The 18,940-nt window shown below is 63.9% G+C and carries 15 protein-coding genes; 2 read left to right on the forward strand and 13 right to left on the reverse strand.

Annotation, left to right across the window (positions count from 1 at the left end; translation table 11 throughout):
• Nucleotides 1–517: 517 nt before the first annotated feature.
• The 8 genes from DF196_RS09495 to DF196_RS09530 form a co-directional block, all read right to left on the reverse strand.
• On the reverse strand, nt 518–1,531 hold the full coding sequence (locus tag DF196_RS09495) for a twin-arginine translocation signal domain-containing protein (RefSeq protein WP_158276309.1): 1,014 nt from the start codon (nt 1,529–1,531) through the stop codon (nt 518–520).
• Between the two features lie 23 nt (nt 1,532–1,554).
• The gene (locus DF196_RS09500; protein WP_109057596.1) at nt 1,555–2,493 is read right to left on the reverse strand and encodes an ATP-binding cassette domain-containing protein; all 939 of its coding nucleotides are present in this window, start codon (nt 2,491–2,493) and stop codon (nt 1,555–1,557) included.
• Nucleotides 2,490–2,870 carry a GntR family transcriptional regulator gene (locus DF196_RS09505; protein WP_241519676.1) on the reverse strand — a complete coding sequence of 127 codons (381 nt, stop codon included), beginning with the start codon at nt 2,868–2,870 and terminating at the stop codon, nt 2,490–2,492. The genes DF196_RS09500 and DF196_RS09505 overlap by 4 nt, the downstream gene beginning before the upstream one ends.
• A 247-nt stretch (nt 2,871–3,117) precedes the next feature.
• Nucleotides 3,118–3,912 carry an ABC transporter ATP-binding protein gene (locus tag DF196_RS09510; protein ID WP_109057617.1) on the reverse strand — a complete coding sequence of 265 codons (795 nt, stop codon included), beginning with the start codon at nt 3,910–3,912 and terminating at the stop codon, nt 3,118–3,120.
• 145 nt (nt 3,913–4,057) lie between these two features.
• Nucleotides 4,058–4,852, reverse strand: coding sequence for an ABC transporter ATP-binding protein (locus DF196_RS09515; RefSeq protein ID WP_109057598.1), 795 nt, complete (start codon nt 4,850–4,852; stop codon nt 4,058–4,060).
• Complete coding sequence (locus tag DF196_RS09520; protein ID WP_421728477.1) at nt 4,849–5,790, reverse strand: ABC transporter permease; 942 nt, start codon at nt 5,788–5,790, stop codon at nt 4,849–4,851. Before DF196_RS09520 ends, DF196_RS09515 begins: the two co-directional genes overlap by 4 nt.
• Nucleotides 5,791–5,891: 101 nt before the next feature.
• On the reverse strand, nt 5,892–6,869 hold the full coding sequence (locus DF196_RS09525; protein WP_109057599.1) for an ABC transporter permease: 978 nt from the start codon (nt 6,867–6,869) through the stop codon (nt 5,892–5,894).
• Nucleotides 6,870–7,261: 392 nt separating this feature from the next.
• On the reverse strand, nt 7,262–8,881 hold the full coding sequence (locus DF196_RS09530; RefSeq protein WP_109057600.1) for an ABC transporter substrate-binding protein: 1,620 nt from the start codon (nt 8,879–8,881) through the stop codon (nt 7,262–7,264).
• A 152-nt stretch (nt 8,882–9,033) separates the two neighbouring features.
• Here DF196_RS09530 and DF196_RS09535 point away from each other — a divergent pair, with 152 nt between their 5' ends.
• A complete protein-coding gene (locus DF196_RS09535; RefSeq protein ID WP_109057601.1) occupies nt 9,034–9,804 on the forward strand; it encodes a type III pantothenate kinase in 771 nt (256 codons plus the stop codon).
• Nucleotides 9,805–9,903: 99 nt separating this feature from the next.
• On the opposite strand, the gene DF196_RS09540 is transcribed toward DF196_RS09535, so the two are convergent.
• The 5 genes from DF196_RS09540 to DF196_RS09560 form a co-directional block, all read right to left on the reverse strand.
• Nucleotides 9,904–11,325: an ABC transporter substrate-binding protein gene (locus tag DF196_RS09540; protein WP_170115038.1), complete on the reverse strand. Its 1,422-nt coding sequence runs from the start codon at nt 11,323–11,325 to the stop codon at nt 9,904–9,906.
• A gap of 144 nt (nt 11,326–11,469) precedes the next feature.
• Entirely contained in the window at nt 11,470–12,816 is a 1,347-nt protein-coding gene (locus DF196_RS09545) for an ABC transporter substrate-binding protein (RefSeq protein ID WP_109057602.1), read from the reverse strand.
• 331 nt (nt 12,817–13,147) lie between these two features.
• Nucleotides 13,148–15,226: a beta-galactosidase gene (locus DF196_RS09550; protein WP_109057603.1), complete on the reverse strand. Its 2,079-nt coding sequence runs from the start codon at nt 15,224–15,226 to the stop codon at nt 13,148–13,150.
• A gap of 319 nt (nt 15,227–15,545) precedes the next feature.
• A complete protein-coding gene (locus tag DF196_RS09555; RefSeq protein WP_170115039.1) occupies nt 15,546–16,544 on the reverse strand; it encodes a carbohydrate ABC transporter permease in 999 nt (332 codons plus the stop codon).
• Between the two features lie 61 nt (nt 16,545–16,605).
• Nucleotides 16,606–17,532 (reverse strand): carbohydrate ABC transporter permease, encoded by a 927-nt coding sequence (locus DF196_RS09560; RefSeq protein WP_170115040.1) that lies wholly within the window; start codon nt 17,530–17,532, stop codon nt 16,606–16,608.
• Between the two features lie 237 nt (nt 17,533–17,769).
• Between DF196_RS09560 and DF196_RS09565 the strand changes: the two genes are divergently transcribed.
• A complete protein-coding gene (locus tag DF196_RS09565; protein ID WP_170115042.1) occupies nt 17,770–18,756 on the forward strand; it encodes a LacI family DNA-binding transcriptional regulator in 987 nt (328 codons plus the stop codon).
• Nucleotides 18,757–18,940 lie beyond the last annotated feature (184 nt).

The raw sequence follows: 18,940 nt of genomic DNA on the forward strand, positions 1-18,940 counted from the left end.
TGCTTCCATGTGTTACGAACAATCCGATGAGCCGTGTTGTGCATTATGCAAACCACTGCAACCGCGCCAATTTCGCGGTATTCGGATTCATGGAAGATGCGCGGCGAACCTGCCGCGATTCGAATGCTCGTTCTCAAGTTATGCGTCACTGACCGTGCGCCCGGGGGCGTCGGTTAGCGACAACAACATGAGAAAATCTGCATGCCTCATACCATAGCACGCCTCTGGACATCCGCGTGTCGCATGCGTTCATATGCCGGAAGATGCGGCGGCCGAATCCCGTTCCTGAGCCGATCCGCTCCGCTTTCTCGGATATGGCCGCCACGGACGGCCGAAGAAACCGATTCTGTGCATATACCCACCAGATATTCTGGGCATAAGGCCACCATAAAGCAGGTTCTGGGCATATACCCACCATGAGGAGGCATGAATCAGCCGCTTCGTGGTACGGATATGCCCAGAATGGAAATCAGGGCCGGGTTCATGGTGGGTATATGCCCAGAATCCCAATGAACCGTCAGAGGATACGCTGGCGGGCGGGATGGATTTCACGGCGGGCAGTCATCAGATAGACAATCCACACGCACAGCGCGAACAGCACCAGCGATTCGACGAGCGGGATCCACACCACGTACGTGCCGAATTCCACGCCGGCGGACAGATGGCTGATGATGCGGCCGCTGGCGGCCTGAACGAGCCAGTTGCCCAGCGTGCCGGCGGAGGTGAATCGCCCAAGCCATTCGTTGGTCCACAGTATCGAATTGCTTCCGAGCAGCTGGGATGCGAGGCAGGCCACGAACAATGCGGCGACGATGCCCCACGCGCCCTTGCCCGCCGCCCAGGCCAGCACGGCGCCGAGCACCGTGCCCACCGCCACGTAGGAGAGCATCAGCGAAAGGAACTTGAGGAACATGAAGAGCGCGCCACCCACAAGCATCGGCGAGAAGGTCGGCGCCGAAGCGTCGCCCGTATACGACACCCGCTGCCAGGCGTACAGGAACTGCTCCGAGCGCGGCAGGTCGAACGGCTCACCAAGGAAGCAGCCCTTGATGCCGGCGAAACAGGTACCGCCCCGACCACTGATGATGAGCACGTAACGCGACGCGACCATCACCACGGACACCGCGAGCGCCATTATGGCCCCTCCGATCGCGGATGCCTTGACGAACGTGCGCCGTGAGACGCCGTGGCAGACGGCCGTGTCGAAGAACAGCCATTGCCAGACCGCCGCCGTGAGCAGGAGGATCGGGAACCAGTACTGCTCGGCGTCGACGCTGGACGACAGTCCGCCCGGCTCGTATCGCAGCGCCTGCAACCGCTGGTAGCAGAGCGCCACGAACAGCAGCAGGCCCAGCAGAAGCACCACGCCGTATACCGCGAGGTTGCGGCGTAGCGTCAACCGGCACTGGCGGCTCATGCCGAGGAAGTCGTCGCCGCGCATCATGCCGCGGCCACCACGGACCGATGTTTCCGATACGCCTGCGGCGGCATTTGCCGTACCGTGCGCGGATTCGCGTACGTTGTCATTCATCGTCACAACCTTGCCGTCCATCGTTACTCCCCTTTGCTGCTCGATACGGCACCGGCGGCGCCGGCCTCTTGATGATCGGAGATATCCGGCATGTCGGGGCCGACCGCCCCGGACGTGACGCGGATGACGTAATCCTGCAATCCGAGTGCGTTGGCGGCGATGCCGGAGGGCAGGTCGGCCGCCTCCACGGGCCCGCGCACGATGACGGCGGCCAGTCGTCCCATCGTTTCGCGGGAGATGACCTGCAATCCGCAGTCCTCCACGAACGACCCGACGCACGCCGACTCCCCCGTAAGCACTGTGGCGCGGGAGGTCACGGATTCGGCGTCGAATGCCTCGATGATGCGGCCGCGGTCGATGATGGCCGCGCGTTCCACGATGTGCGCGATCTCGTCGATGATGTGGGTGGAGATCACGATGATGCGGGGACGTTCACCGTAGGATTCGAGCAGGAACCGGTAGAACAGGTCGCGGTTCACGGCGTCGAGGCCAAGCACCGGCTCGTCCAGGAGCAGCACATCCGTCGGCACGCACAGGGCGGCGACCAGCCGCACGATCATACGTTGGCCGAGTGAAAGATGGCCGTATGCCCTGCCCGGTTCGATGCCGAACGCGGCGAGCATACGTGCGCTGAACGGCCAGTCGAAGCCGCCGTAGTAGCGCTCCTCCCGTTTGAAGATGGTGCTGATGCGCGCGCCGAGCAGGAACGGCAGCGTTTCGTTGACCAGGTATATGCGGGACTGCGCGGATTCGTTCTCACGAACGTTCGCACCGTCCAGTTCGACCGCGCCGCCGTCCGGCAGCAGTCGGTTGGCGATGACGCCGAGCAGCGTGGATTTGCCGGCGCCGTTGCGTCCGAACAGGCCGTGGATGGCGGGCTGGAACGTGAGGTTCACACCGTCCAGCGCCACGGTCGAACCATACCGTTTGCTGAGGTCGGTGATGGTCAGGTTCGCATTCATGATGCGTACTCCTTCTCGATCAGCTCGGTCAGTTCCTTGGGGCCGAAGCCGAGTCGTCGCGCTTCGGCGATGAACTGCGGAAGACGGTTGTCCAGGAACTCATCTCGTTTGGCATCCCGTGCTCGGGCCGCGGCTCCGGGGGCCACGAACATGCCCAGTCCGCGGCGCTTTTCGAGCAGCCCGCGCTCCACGAGCAGGTTCATGCCTTTGAGCACGGTGGCGGGATTGATGCGGTATGTGGTCGATATTTCGGTGGTGCTGGGCACTTGCTCGCCCTCCCGGTACAGGCCCGACACGATCGCCTCGTTGAGCTGGTCGGCCACCTGTCTGAACAGCGGCTCGCCACTGGAATCATCGAAGTGCAAGGCTTGGCTCACCTCCTTGGGCCGGAACCGTCTTGGATGTGGATGGGCGGAGAAGCAGCGGTTTCACCAACCAAAATGCCCCTCCTCGGCTCCCCTTGTCAGGGGAGCTGTCGGCAAAGCCGACTGAGGGGTAGTCCAACCTGAGATTTACGGCAATCCTGGTTTGATCGGTCTCGCGTCAACCTCATTGGTTAGTTACTCATGTAACTAACCATATAACTTGTGGAGCACTCCGTCAAAGCGGCGAGTCCATGCGGCTTTACAGCGATGCGGCGGCGATGAGCTGGCGGGTGTAATCGGACTGGGGACTGCCGAGCACGGCGTCGGTGGGACCGGATTCGACCACGTGCCCCTCGCGGAGCACCAGGATGCGGTCGGCGATGTGCTGGACCACGCCGAGGTCATGGGAGACCATGATGATGGCGGGCCGGATCGGCTGGCCGGTGGCGGTATCAACGGCGCCCGAGCCCTCGCCGGAAAGGATCGACTGGAAGGTTTCGAGGATCTGCACGCGGGCAGCCACATCGATGGCGCTCATCGGCTCGTCGGCCAGGATGAGCCGCGGGTTGGCCACGATGGCGCGGGCGATGGCCACGCGCTGCGCCTGACCGCCGGACAGGTCGCACGGGTACCGGCCGAGAAACACGCGCGGGTCGAGCCCCACGCGGGCGAGCGCCTGCGCGGCCTTGCCCTCCACCTCGTCCGCGGCGAACCCGAGGGCACGCCGACGCAGCCACAACGGTTCGGACACCGAACGTTCCACGGTCCAGCGCGGGTCGAGCGAGCCGAACGGGTCCTGGAACACGATGGCCGATTCGGCGCGCAGCGCGCGGCTGCCGGCCGAACCGCGGCCGACCCCCTCGCCGCGGTATTCGATGTTGCCGGAATCGGCGGCGGCCAGGCCCAGCATGATGCGGGTGAGCGTGGTTTTGCCGGAGCCGGAGGCGCCGATCACGGCCAGACACTCCCCCGCATGCACTTCGGCGGAGACGCCGAACAGCACCTGACGTCGGGAGGCATGGGACCGGCCGAAGTCGAACAGGCCGCGATGCATGGCACGGTCGGCGAACGAGGCGTTGATGTCATGTGCGACGAGCAACGGTTCGGCCGTTCCGGTATCATGGCGTTCCGCCACAGATGAAGCTCCCCCGGTCAGCCTACGGCCGTCAGCAGTCTCGACGGAAGTGGCCAAAGCACGGTCAGTCATGGGATTCCTCCTTCCCGCCGGCACGGAGGGTGAGCAGACGGGCCGCGGAGACGAGCTCGCGGGCCTGTGCGGTCGCGGGCAAGGCCAGCAGTTCCGCGGTCGGCCCGGATTCCACGATGCGTCCGGCGTCCAGCACGTAGCAGCGTGTGGTGGCGCGGGCGAGCACGGAGAAGTCGTGCGTGATGAACAGCATCGAGGCGCCGGCGTCGTCCACCAGTGAGGTCAGCAGGTCCACGATCTGGCGTTGCGTGACGGAATCGAGCGCGGTGGTCGGTTCATCGGCGATGATGAACCGGGGCGAGGTGATCAGGGCGGTGGCGATGCCGACGCGCTGCTGCTGTCCGCCGGACAGCTCGTGCGGGTATTTGCCCGTCACCTCCCCGTCAAGGCCGACTTTGGCGAGCATCGCGGCCACGCGCTCGGCCCGTTCGGCCTTGGTGAGGTCGTAATGGAGTTTCAGGGGCAGCGCGATCTGCTGGCCCACGGTCATCACCGGGTTCAGCGAGGTGGCCGGATTCTGGAATACCGTGCCCACATACCGGCCGCGGAGGTCGGCGAGCGCGCGTTCGTGCAGACCGATCACGTCGGTGCCTCCCATGACGATGGAGCCGGATGCCGTGGCGTTCCGCGGCAGCAGTCCCAGCATCGCCTTGGAGATCATGGATTTGCCGGAACCGGACGAGCCGATGAGGCCCACCCGTTCGCCGTCCGCGATGTCGAGATCCGCGCCGGAGACGATGGACTTGCCGCCGATGGCGATGGTCAGGTCACGTACTTGGATGCTCATCGTTCGCCTCCCTCCCCATCATCTTCAGCAATTTCCGCGACGCCCGTATTCCGTGCAACCGGCGCGGCGGACGGATCGGCGGTCGCATTGTCCGCTGCACCGGCGGACTGCGCGACGGCCTGGCGTAACGCGGGATTGGCCACCGGATCGACGGCGTCGCGCAGCACGTCACCGAACACGTTGAGGGCCACGACCACCACGGTGACGATGAGGCCAGGCCACAGCACGGTCAGCGGGAATACGTTGATGAGCTTGACCGACGTGGCCAGCGAATGGCCCCAACTCGGCACGCCGGAGGGCACGCCGATGCCGAGGTAGGTCAGGCCCGATTCGGCCAATACCGCCGTTCCCGCGGACAGCGAAAGCTGCACGGCCAGCACCGGCAGGATGTTGGGGATGATGTGGCTGACGAGCACGCGCCAGCCGCTTGCGCCGTTTGCCCTGGCGGATTCCACGTACGCCGAGCGGGCGGCGAGGAGGGCCGCCGGACGGGTCACGCGGGCCAGGTTGAGCCCGTAGCCGAAGCCGCAGGCCACCACGATCACGGCGATGGATGCGCCCAGCGGCACGGCCAGAATCAGGGCGATGAGCACGGTGGGGATGGAGATGAGCGCGTCGACCACCACCACGGACGTGCCGGCGAGCGCGGGGGTGCGGGCCACCATCGCGGCGACCAGGGCCAGCCCCCATACAGCGGACAGCGCCACGGTGAGCACCACGATGAGCAGGTTGGTGCGCGAGCCGGCCATAAGCCAACTGAACACGTCGGCGCCGGTGCCGTCGGTGCCGAGCCAGTGCGAGGCGGAGGGCTTGGCCCACACATGGTATCCGTCCGTGGCCCATAGGGATTGCGGGGTCCAGACGAGGGAGACCAGCGCCACGGCGAGCCACAACGCCAGCACGATAAGCGTGAATTTGCCTTCGCCGCGCCGCCAGATGGACTGCAGAACGATGGAGAAACGACGCAGGGGCTTGTGCGTAACGGTGTGTGCAGCGGTTTCGCCGGCACCGGGCGAGCGGACTTTCCGCATGGTGTTGCTCATGCGGCCACCTCCGATACGGTATCCGCGGATTTGAGCCGCGGGTCGAGGATGCGGTGCAGCACGTCCACCACAAGGCCCACGCCCAGGAAGAACGCGGCGAGCAGGAACAGCTCGCTTTGCACGGCGATGAGGTCGCGGTTGCCCACGTCGGTCACGAGCCCGTTGCCAATGCCGGGCAGGGCGAACAGGTTCTCGATGACCATGACCCCGGTGATCATCGAGGCGAAGGTCAAGCCGATCACCGAGACGAGCTGCGGGGTGGCGAGCCGCAATCCAACGCGCAGCACGGCCTGGGTGCGGGTCATGCCGCAGGAACGCGCCATGTCGATGTAGCCGGAGTCCGCCAGGTCGCCCAGCGCCGAACGGGTGTACCGCATGAGGGATGCGCCCACGATGATGCCGACCGACAGCGCCGGCAGGATCAATGCGAGCAACGCCTGCCCGGGCGTGGTCCAGCCGTCCATTGGGAATCCTTGCGAGGGCAGGATGCCGACGAGGCCCGTTCCCTTGCCGAACAGGAGGATGAGCAGCAGTCCGCTCCAGAGCGCGGGCACGGCGCCGCCGATGATGGCGAGTACGTGGAACGCCGCGCGCACGCGGGCCGAGCGGGCCAGCACGGCCGCGCATCCGAGCGGCAGGCCGATGGCGAGGGCGATGAGCAGGCCGAGGATGATCAGGGGGAAGGTGATGGAGGCGCGGGAGGCGACCAGCGATGTCACGGAGCGGCCGGTCAGAATCGACGTGCCGAAGTCGCCGTGCAGGAGCGCGCCCATCCAGTCGAGGTATTGGATGGCGAGCGGACGGTTGAGTCCCAGTTGCTCGCGCAGTTGGGCCGCCTTCTCGGGCGGGGCGTTCACGCCGGCCATGATGGAGGCCACGTCGCCGGGCAGGATGCGCAGCGCCGCGAACACCACGACGGACAGGCCGAACAGCGCCGCCACGAACAGCAGCAGTCGGCGGACGACGAATCGCATTGCCGTGCTTCCTTTCTATTGGGCTTGCCAGTCGCCGATAACCTCGGCTCCCCTTGTCAGGGGAGCTGGCGGCGAAGCCGACTGAGGGGTAGTCCTACGCTGGTTGTGTTGATTCAGTTTCCGATGTTTTGCAATACGTCGTCATGAACTACCCCTCAGTCACCTGCGGTGACAGCTCATCCGCAATTATGGACAGGCTAACGCCTGCGTTTTGTCAGCTCGACTATCGTCTCGCACGTTGCCTACGGACAGTCCACAGGACTGTCCGCTTTACGGCAACGTCCTTCAGAGGGGAGCCAGAGAAGTTTTTCGGCTCCCCTCTCCGAGGGGAGCTGTCGCCGTAGGCGACTGAGGGGAGTCAAAAGGAGCCAGAGAGAGCCGAGAACGATGGCCTACTTCGTATACGTCACGTTATACAGCGGCAGGACGGTCTGGTTGAGGCTGAACGGGAAGCCCTTCACGCCCTTGGCCGTGGCGGTGGTGATGCGGTAGTTGAACAGCCAGTCGGCCGGCGCGTCCTCGGAGATGAGCTTGGCGGCCTCGGCGAACTTGGCGTCGCGCTCCTCGTCCGTGGTGGCGGCGATACCCTCGGCGTACAGCTTCTGCACGTCCTTGTTGTCGTACCCGAAGTAGTAGGTCGGGTCGGTCCAGGTGTAGAAGTCGTGGCTTTCGTTGTGGTCCACGAGCGAGAGGTCGAAGTCGTGGTTGGTGTACACGTCCTGCAGCCAGGTGGAGAACTCCACCACATTGACCTTGAGGTCGATGCCGATGGGCTTCAACTGCGAGCGCAGCTGGTCGCCGAGTTCGGTGCCGTAGATGTTGGCGTAGGTCAGGGTGAGCTGGAGCGGCTTGTCCTCGGAGTAGCCGGCCTCGGCCATGAGCGACTTGGCCTTGGCCTGGTCGTACGGGTACAGGCCGGTCAGGTCCTCGTAGCCGGGGTCGAGGGACGGGATCGGGCCGCCGAGGGCCTTGTCCGCGCCGCCGCGGGAGGCGATGAGCTCGTCATGGTTGATGGCGTAGCGGATGGCCTGGCGGATGCGCTTGTCCGCGAGCTTGGAGCCGGAGGCGTTGTTGAAGCCGAGCACGTACTTGTCGGTGCCGTCGCCGGCCTTGACCACGTACTTGGACGGGTCGGAGGTGAACGGTTCGGCCAGGTTCTCGGTGATCGGGGCGAGCACCTGCACGTCGCCGGACTTCAGCGCGTTGACCGCCGCGTTGTCGTCGGCCAGGTACTTGACCACGATGGTCGGGGTCTTGGCCTTGTTCTTGCCCCAGTACTTCGCGTTGGCCTTGAGGGTGATGGAGTCGTTCTCGACGAACTTGGCCACGGTGTACGGGCCGGAGCCCACGGCCTCGGTCTTGAGGTCGTACTTGGCGTCCTTGTCGAACACCAGACCCGCACGGCCGGTGAGGGTCCACAGGAGGTTCGAGTTCGGGGTCTTCAGGGTGATGACCACGGTGGAGGCGTCCTTGGCCTCGACCTTGCTGACGGATTCGAGCGCGTCGGCGTCGTGGTACTGCTTGGCGATGAGTTCGTTGATGGACCAGACCACGTCCTCGGCATCGAGCGTGTCGCCGTTGGAGAAGACCATGTTCTTGTTGAGGTGGAAGGTGTAGGTCAGGCCGTCCTTGGATTCCTCCCAGCTGGAGGCGATGGCCGGAGCCACCTGGTTCTTGGAGTCGCGGGCCACGATGCCTTCGTACACGTTGCCGATCAGGACCTGATCGAGCGCGGAGCCCGCGGTGTTGCGGATGTCGAGGTTGGTGGGGGCCAGTTTGAGGCCGATGGTGACGGTGCTGGCCGTTGCGGAACCGTCCGCCGACGTGCCGGCGTCGTCCTTCTTCGCGTAGGCCAGGGTGACGCCGATGACGACGGCGACCGCCACGATCACGGCGATCAGCGAGATCAGCCACCACTTCGGGCCGTTCTTCTTCGGCTGCTTCGCGCGCGATGCCAGGCTTGCGTCCGTGGTTGCGCCGTTTTCGACGTGCGCACCATTGTCTTGAGACATGATTCTTCCTCTTCGATTGTCGGTAAATGCGGTTGGCCGCCCGCACGGGTCGACCACCGGAGCCCCATCATAGACGCGGGACTGTAATTCACGAATACGGATCGGGGCGGTAGGATGGCCCGTGAAATCCATCTCGAAGCTGGAGGGTTATCATGCTGGTCGCCGTTGACATCGGCAATACGAACATCGTGCTTGGTTTTCTGGACGAGGGCCGCATCGCCGGCACCTACCGCATCACCACCAAGGCGAACCATACTTCGGACGAATACGGGCTGTTCCTGACCGAATTCCTCAGGATGAGCGGCTTCCGGCCGGCGGACGTGGATGACGTGATCATCTGTTCGGTGGTGCCGAAGGTCATGCATTCGTTCCGTTCGTCGATCGTCAAGTTCCTGGACATCGATCCGATGGTGGTGGGGCCCGGTATCAAGACCGGCATGAACGTGCGCATCGACGACCCGAAGTCGCTCGGCGCGGACATCCTGGCCGATTGCGCCGGTGCGTACTATTCGTACGACGGTCCGGCGCTGGTGGCCGATTTCGGCACGGCCACCACGTTCACGCATGTGAGCGGCGACGGCGTGATCGACGCGGGCATCATCACCACCGGCATCCGTGCGGGCGCCGCGGCCCTGTGGGGCGACACGGCCCAGCTGCCCGAGGTGGAGATCACACGGCCGGACACGATTCTGGGCACGAACACGAAGACGTGCATGCAGGCCGGTCTGTATTACACGTTCCTGGGCGGCGTGGAGCGCACGATCACGCAGTTCCGCAAGGAGCTCGGCGGCGAGGACTTCAGGGTGATCGCCACCGGCGGTCTGGGGCGCGTGTTCGCCAACGACACGGATCTCATCGACGTGTACGACCCGGACCTGATCTTCAAGGGCATGGCGCATATTTACGCAAGGAATGTGAAGTAGCGTAGCGGAATCGGCTTGATGGCCGATGCTGTTTTCCCGCAGTCCTTTCGGACTGCGGGACATGCAGCATCGGCCCGCGAAGCGGTGCCGATTCCGTTGCTACTGAATCGTGAAGCCCTGGTTGAAGCCGTATTCCTTGAGGTCCTTCTGCCAGGCGGACAGCCCATCACTCAAGCTGACCTTTTTGCCGGGGTCGGCCTTGGGCTTGAGCGGGTTGCCGTCGGCGTCCGTCTGACCCATTTCGATGGCCTCCTGCCGTTTCAGATACGACTGGAATGATGAGGCCCACTTGTACGCCTTGCCCACGGTGGTCTTGAAGTCGCTGCGCGCGTACACCTCGAACGGCAGGTACTGGTATCCCACGGACACGTCCTCGGCCGCCTCGGAGAGCACGCGGTTGAACTTCTGGCCGCCGAAATACGGGATTTCCAGGCCGGATTCGTTGGTGACGGTGGTTTTGTCCAGGAAGTCCTGCGAATTGAGGGTCGCGTAGTCAGCGGGGAACGCGCCGCCATCGACACGGGCGGCGATGCCCTGCTTGTCGTGGGTCACGAAGTCCACGAACCGGTAGGCCGCGTCCGGCTTGCGCGTGAGCTGCAGTACGGCGAGCGCCGACCCGCCGCTTTCGGCGTTGGTGGGCAGGCCGTCGTAGGTGGGCATGGTGGTCACGCGCCACAGGCCGGCCGCGCCGGGCACGTTGGCGAGCAGCAGCGAGGGCATCCATGCGCCGGAGAACACGGAGGCGATGGTGCCGGTGCCCACCCGGCGCTTCCATCGGCCGGACCATGTGGCGGAGGTGGTGTCGATGAGGCCTTCGTCGATCATCTTCTGCCAGAATTCGGTGAAGCGCTGCGTGCCGGCGTCCTTGTCGAGGTCGATGGTCACGGTCTTGCCGTCGCGCGAGGTATGGAAGGGCTGGCCGCCGGCGAGCCAGATCATCGCGTCGTAGAAGCTGCCGTCGCCCGAATCGGCGGCGATGTACGCGCCGATGTTCTTGAGTTTCTTGGCGGCCTCGTAGTAGTCGTCCCAGGTCTTGATCTGGGTGGCGTCCACGCCGGCCTGTTCGAACACGTCGGCGTTGTAGAAGAACCCCATGGGGCCGGAATCCATCGGCAGGCCGTAGGTGCGGCCGGCGAGCTGCACGGAGGACCAGGTGCCGAGGGTGAAGAAGTTCTGGTAGTCGGAGCCGATGCGGTCGGTCAGGTCGAGGAGCTGCCCGGAGACGGCGTACTGCATGAGCGCGTAGTACTCGATCTGCGCCACGTCCGGGGTGCCGTAGCCGTCCTGGATGGCGGTGTTGAGGTTGTCGTATCCGGAGATGTTGGTCCATTCGACGCGGATGTCCGGATTGGCCTGTTCGAATCGCTGGATGACCTTGCCCATGCTCGGCTCCCAGCTCCATACGCTGATGACGGTGCGGTTGTCCTCGGTGGCCTGCCCGCAGGAGGCCAGCGTCACGGTGAGTATGGCGGCCAGTGCCGCGGTCGCCGTTCGCCTGATTCGCCGTCCGATCATACGCATGGTGACGAGTGTACTATTCGCCGGGTATTGGAGGCGATGCCCGGCGAAACGGCGGAACCCCGCCCGCAACGATGTGCGGACGGGGTTCCGGTAGGGAGGGTGTTCGGGAATCGCTATATTGCGCAATCTCCGTGGAATCACGGCTTACTTGACGGTGAAGCCCTGATCCTTGCCGTAGTCCTGCAGGGCCTTCTGCCAGGCGGCGATGCCGTCGCTCAGCTTCTGGTCACCGGTGTAGGACTTGCCGACGTAGTCGCCGAAGATGGTGCGGGCCTTGACCTCGAAGGGCAGGAACTGGTAGTCGGAGGACACGTTCTCAGCGGCCTGGGCCAGGACCTCGTTGTACTTCTGACCACCGAAGTAGTCCACGTCCTCGCCGTCGGCGTTCTTGACGGTGGTGGCGTTCTTGAAGGAGTCGGACTCAAGGGAGGCCTTGTCGGCCGGGAAGGCGCCGCCGGCCACACGGGTGGCCACGCCGTCGCCGTGGTTGGCGTACTCGATGAACTGGTACGCGGCATCGGCCTTCTTGGAGGAGGCGAGCACGGCCAGCGAGGAGCCGCCGTTCTCGGAGTTGGTGGCGGAGCCGTCGGCGGTCGGCATCTGGGTCACGCGCCACTTGCCGGCACCGTCAGCGGCGGAGTTGGCCAGGTTGGCGGGCATCCAGGCACCGGTGAGCAGGGAGGCGATGGTGCCGTCGACCATGCCCTTGAACCAATCCTCGGACCAGCCGGCGGTCTTGGTGTCGAGCAGGCCCTCGTCCAGCATCTTCTGCCAGAACTCGTTGAACTTCTGGACGTTCTCGTCACCGGTCAGGTTGATGGTGACTTCGGAACCGTCGGAGGAGGTCTTGAACGGCTGTCCGCCGGCGAGCCAGGTCATGGAGTCGTAGAAGCCGGCGTCGCCCGTATCGGAGGTGATGTAGTAGTTGTCGCCAAGGGCGTGGATCTTCTTGGCGGCCTCGTAGTAGTCGTCCCAAGTCTTGATCTGGGTGGCGTCAACGCCGGCCTTGTCGAAGACTTCCTTGTTGTAGAAGAAGGCCATGGGGCCGGAATCCATCGGCAGGCCGTAGACCTTGCCGGCGAACTGCACGGAGGCCCACGGGCCGGGGGTGTAGAAGTCGGAGTAGCCGGAGGTCTTGTCGGTGATGTCCAGCAGGTTCTGCTTGATGGCGTACTGCGGGATGGCGTAGTACTCGATCTGGGCCACGTCCGGAGCGCCGTTGCCGGCCTCGATGGCGTTGTCGAGCTGGGTGTATTCCTTGGTGTTGGTGCCGACGTTCTTGAGGTCGACCTTGATGCCGGTCTTCTTCGTGAAGTCCTTGGCGACCTGGGTCAGCGTGGGCTCCCAGGCCCAGACGGTGATCTCCTGCACGTCCTTCTCCTGTGCAGGCTGGCTGCTGGAGTTGCTGTCGGAACCGCAGGCGGCAACGGAAACCAGCATGGCGACGGCGCCGGTGAGGGCGACAGCCTTCTTGGCGGTGGTGAACTTCATCGTTCTGTTCTCCTTCCTCGAATCGTCCAGAACGATTCAAACTTATTTTTGTCGCTCGTAACCATAGACGTTTGCCGGGGCTAAACTCCTCATTTCACCTCGACGTTGAGAATCGGCTTACTGTTGCCGATTGCTAATGTATGGTTGCGATAACATCTTCTAGTATACACACGGTTTCCACGAGCGCAAACGGAAACCGTCGGCGTGTTATCGCAAACACTGTGTATTCGGGCAGTTCCGCTTCGGCCCGGCAAAGACGTAAAAATGCCCGGAACCATGTGCGGTTCCGGGCATTGCAATCCTTGGGACGTACGGGCTGTTCGGCTTATGCTTACAGCTTTACGACGAGGACGCCGTTGGGCTGGATGGCGGCGGTGTGTTCGGATTCGTTGACCTGGGCCAGCGAGGCGACCAGCGGCTCGCCCTCCACGTCCACCACGGCCACATCGTGCGTGCGGTTGAACAGGAACACGAAGTGGTTCTCGTCGGTGGCGTCCGCGCGCTCCACGCGCAGCACCTCGCCGCGATCGTCCTCGGCGGACGTTTCGATGCCCAGTTCCTCAAGCAGCGCGGGCAGGCTCTTGGCCAGCCCCTCGCGGCCGAGTCGGGCACCCACGTACGCGGCCTTGCCGTCGCCGAAATCGTTGACGGTGATGGCCGGCGCGCCGTTGAGGCCGGTCCACTTGTCCGCCTTGAAGGAGGCGACCACATGGGCGGTGTCCGCCACGGAGGTGATCACGTCGGCGAAGTCGTGCGCCACGGCGCCGTTGGTGAGGTCGAGGTGGTCCATCGCGCCCGGGAAGCCGTCGCCCATCGGGGCGAACTCCTCCACGCGCACGCCCACCACGTCGCGGATGGAACCGGGGTAGCCGCCCAGCCAGACGTGGTCCTTCTCGTCCACCAGACCGGTGTAGTAGGTCACGAACAGCTTGCCGCCATTGGCCACGTACTCGCGCACGCGGCGGGACGTCTCCTCGGAGAGGATGGCCAGGCTCGGCAGCACCACGGCCTCGTACTGGTCCCAGGGGCCACGGACGGGCACCACGTCGGCGGTGAGACCGTTGTCCGCCAGCGCGCGGAACCACGCGAGCGGCTCGGTCCAATGGCGTACCTCCTGAGTGGGCGTGGCGGTGTGTTCCGTGGCCCACTGGGACTCGTAGTCGAACACGACGGCGACCTTGGACTTGACCAGTTTGGTCTCCAGCAGGCCCTCGTCGGCGAGTTTGTTGAGGTCGGCACCCAGCTCGCACACGTCGCGGAAGATCTGGGAGTCCGGGCCCGCGTGCGGCACCATCGAGGAGTGCCACTTCTCGGCGCCGGCCTTGGACTGGCGCCACTGGAAGTAGCAGATGGCGTCGGAGCCCATGGCCAGGTGTGCCAGGGAGTCGCGCACCAGCTCGCCGGGCTCCACGCGGTAGTTGATCGGGCGCCAGTTGACGGCGGACGTGGAGTGCTCCATGAGGAACCACGGGTTCTTGCGGGCGATGCCGTCGCACAGGGAGGCCGAGTAGGCCAGCTCGTCGAAGTGCGCCTCGCCGGGCGTGAAGTAGTGGTCGTTGGACACGAAGTCCACGTCGTAGCCCCACTTGTCGTAGTCGAGGCCGGTGCCGCCGGCGGAGACCATGAAGTTGGTGGTCTGCGGCTTGCCGGGGGTGATCTCGAGAAGGGCGTCGCGTTCGGCCTTGTAGAAGTCGAGCAGGGCGTCGGAGCTGAAGCGCTTCCAGTCGAGCAGCTTGCCGGGGTTCATGAAGTTGCCGTCGCCGATGAAGCGCGGCGGGATGATCTCGGAGAAGTCGTTCATGCGCTGCGCCCAGAAGGCGGTGCCCCAGGCATCGTTGACGGCGTCGATGGTGCCGTACTTCCTCTCGCACCACTGCTGGAAGGCACGCTCGGCGTCCTCGGAGTAGTCGAAGCGGTTGTGGCAGCCGTACTCGTTGCTCACATGCCAGGAGACCACGTACGGGTTGTCCTTGTAGTGTTCGGCCATCTTGCGGCAGAGCTTCAGGGCGTAGTCAAGGAAGACCGGGCTGGTGGCGCGCCAGTGCTGGCGGGCGCCGGGCTGGCAGACGTCGCCGCGGTAGTCCACCCACAGGATCTCCGGGTGGGCCTGGGTCATCCACATGGGCGGCGAGGCGGTGCCGGAGGCGAGGTCGACGGCGATGCCGGCCTTGCCGAGCTTGTCGATGACGCGGTCGAGCCAGTCGAAGTCGTAGACGCCTTCCTCGGGCTCGAGCTTGGCCCAGGAGAAGATGGCCACGGAGACCAGGTTCACGCCGGCCTGCTTCATCAGCTCGACGTCCTCGTCCCAGACCTCTTCGGGCCACTGGTCGGGGTTGTAGTCGCCGCCGTACCAGATGCGGGGCTTGTTGCCCGCAAGCGGCTGCGGCCATTTGAATGGACGATGTTCCATGATGGTTGAATCCTTTTATAACGTTTTTGTGGTGGGGTGGGGTTGGTTTTGAGGCGGGCCGGGATTGGTCATCGGTCTTGGAATCGGCCTTTGGCCGATGCTGTGTGGCCCGCAGGGCCTTGCGCCCCTGCTCCGCTTCTCTCCCTCCGTCATCGGCTTCGCCGATGCCACCTCCCTCGTCAGAGGGAGGCAAGAACCCTACACGTCTAGGACCTTGGCCCCCTCTGACGAGGGGGCTCCCGCGAAGCGGGTGGGGGAGAGAAGCAGAGCAGGCGCAAGCCTGCGGGAAACACAGCATCGGCCGCCAGGCCGATTCCACCTACTCCTTAACCGCGCCGGCAGCCAAACCGGACTGCCAGTACTTCTGCAGGCACAGGAACGCGATCACCAACGGGATGATCGTGATCAGCGAACCCGTGATCACCAGGTTCTGAATCGCCTGACCACCAGCAGTAGACGCCTGATCCTTCCACTGGTTCAGACCGATCGTCAACGGATACCAGTCCGCGTCCTTCAACATGATCAACGGCAGGAAATAGTTGTTCCACGTCGCCACAATCGTGAACAAAGCCGTCGTCACAATACCCGGCGCCAGCAGGGGCAGGCTGATCGTCCAGAACGTGCGGAACTCGCTCGCGCCGTCCACACGCGCCGCCTCCAACAACTCGGTGGGCACCGCCTGCTCGCTGAAGATCCACATCAGGTACAAACCAAACGGGCTGATCAGCGACGGGATGATCATGGCCCACGGCGTGTTCGTCAGGCTCAGCTTGGCGAACAGGAGGAACTGCGGCACCGCCAGGGCGATGCCCGGCACCGAAATCGAACCGATGATCACGGCGAACACGGCCTTACGGCCCGGGAAACGGAACTTCGCCAACGCATAGCCGCCCATGATCGCCAGCAATGTGGCACCGCCGGCGCCCACGACCACGTACAGGAGCGTGTTGACCAGCCAGCGGCCGAAGATGCCATCCTGGTAGGTGAACACCGTCACGATGTTGTCCCACAGGGCGAAGCTCTTGCCGAAACCGAGACCGAAGGTGGAGGTGAAGTCGGCCTGGGTCTTGGTGGCGTTGATCGCCAGGTACACGAACGGGAACAGGCAGTACACCGCGAAGATCGCGCACAACACCGTCATCAGCGTCGAACGCCTCGGATTGTTCACGTTCGCGAAACCGGCCTTCGCGCTCCTCCTGCGCTCCGCCGCCTCATCACGCGCGATACGCTTCTGACGCTCCCTCTCGGCCTTCCTCGCGGCCCTCTCCTGGGCCCTCAACTCAGCATCAGTCAGACGGGCACCCGCTGCTGCACTCATCACGCACGCTCCTTCACAACCACAACCACGCTTGCCATCGAATCCACAACACGAACGGACATCACTTCATCTGCTCCTTCATGCTGTTCAACTGCACCGCATATGCGATGGCCATCGTGATCACGGCCATCACGATCGCCAGGGCGGCCGCGTAGTTGGACTGGTTGCCGGAGAACGACAGGTTGTAGGCATACATGTTCGGCGTGTAATACGTCGTGATCGCATTGCCGGGGACCATGTTCTGCAAAATGCTCGGCTCGTTGAACAGCTGGAACGAACCGATGATCGAGAAGATCACCGTGATCGCCAGGGAACCCCTGAGCTCCGGCAACTTGATGGACTTCACGATCTGCCACTCACTCGCACCGTCGATGGAAGCGGCTTCGTACAGCGAGTGCGGGATCGTGGACAGACTGGAGTAGAAGATCAGCATGTTATAGCCCGTGAACTCCCACGTGTTGATGTTGCCGATAGCCGCCAGCAGCACCGAAGGCTTCAACACGTCGATGTTCGTGCCGAAGAAATCATTGAAGCTGCCCACCAGGCCGTACTTCGCGCCGTACACGAAGCCCCAGATCAACGTGGACACCACGGCCGGCACCGCGTAGGGCAGGAACGTGGAGATGCGGAAGAACTTCGTGCCATGCAGCTTCATCGAATCGATCGCCAAAGCCATCGCGGCCGCGAGGAACAGCATGATCGGCACCTGCACCACCGTGAACAAGGCCACACGACCCACCGAGCTCCAGAACTGCGCATCCTGCAACAGACGCGCGTAATTCTCAAGCCCCACGAACTTCGTGCCGCCGATCATCTGCTTCTTGAAGAAACTGATGTAGATGGCGTACACGATCGGGATGATGAACACGAACACGAACACCACCGCAAAAGGCCACATGAACTTCCAACCACGCCAATCCGCCTTATGCTTATTGACGCGCACCTGATCCGCTCCCACGGATCCTGCGGCGACCTCGGTTGAAGACATTTCCAACCCCTCTCCTTCGAAGGCTGACTAAAATGTTTGCGTTATCATCATAACACGATTCCAAACATTGTCCACTCGCCAATAATGCAGTGTTTTAAGCGCTTCTGCTACAATGGTCACGAAAACAATGATGTTATCGTTACCGTGTCAAACGTACAATGACAGTCGTTGTTATCGAATTGTTGTATTTCCAGGCAATCGGAGGCGTTCACGATGTCCAGGCCAGCACAGGTGTCGATGCAGGATGTGGCCAAGGAAGCCGGAGTCTCCCCCCAGACCGTGTCCCGCGTGGCCAACGGCAGCGACGCCGTCAAACCCGAGACACGCCAGAAGGTCGAAGCCGCCATGCAGAAGCTCGGCTACCGGCCCAACTACGCGGCGCGCGCCCTCAAACGCGGCCGTTTCCAGGACATCGGCGTGGTGATGTTCAACACCGCCAGCTTCGGCAACTCGCGCATCCTCGATTCCATCATCTCCAGCGCTGCCGAGGACGACTACTCCGTGACCATCCAGACCATGCGCCACGGCGCCGAACGCACGCTGGCCTCCGCCGTCGAACGTATGCAGCGCCAGCCGGTGGACGGCGTGATCGTGGTGCTGGAGGAACGCATCTCCGACTTCGTGGGATATAAGCCACCCAAGGAACTGCCGGTCGTGCTCATCTGCGAGGGCGCCGCCGATCATTGCCCCACCGTGGACGCCGACCAGTACGGATGCTCCACCGCCATCGTGGACTATCTCATGAGCAAGGGCCATAAAACCGTCTACCACATCGCCGGCCCCGCCACCTCGCGCGCCGCCGAAAGCCGTGCCCGCGGCTGGCGCGAGGCTTTGGAGCAGATGGGCGCACCGGTGCCAAGCATGTACATCGGCGACTGGTGCGCCGACTCCGGCTATCAGGCCGGCGTGGCGTTGGCGCATGACCCGAACTGCACGGCCATCTACGCGGCCAACGACCAGATGGCATACGGCGCGATCCTAGGCCTGCAGTCGGCCGGCAAGCGCGTGCCCGAGGACGTAAGTGTGGTGGGCGTGGACGATTCGCTCGTGGACATGGTCCCCCGCCTGAACCTGACCACGATGCGCATGCGGTTCGGCGACATCGGTGCCACCGCCTTCTCCATGGTCCGCCGCCAATGCGAGGGCGACCGCGTGCCGGTGGGCGTCAAGACCGTGATCCCCACCGAACTGGTCGAACGCGGCTCCGTGCGCGACATCAGCTGAACATGCCTCTCGGGCGTACGACTCCATGAATCCGACGGCCAGCCGACGTCTGCGCCCCCACCCCATCCAGTTAGTCCATCAATCGGTCATCCGTCGAATTCGACATGTCAATGTCACGAAACGCAAGTCAGCGACGAAGCCTACTTGCGTTTCGTCCCATTTGGATGCCATCAAACGGCACGAA

This window comes from Bifidobacterium callitrichidarum, assembly GCF_003129905.1.
Taxonomy (GTDB): Bacteria; Actinomycetota; Actinomycetes; order Actinomycetales; family Bifidobacteriaceae; genus Bifidobacterium; species Bifidobacterium callitrichidarum.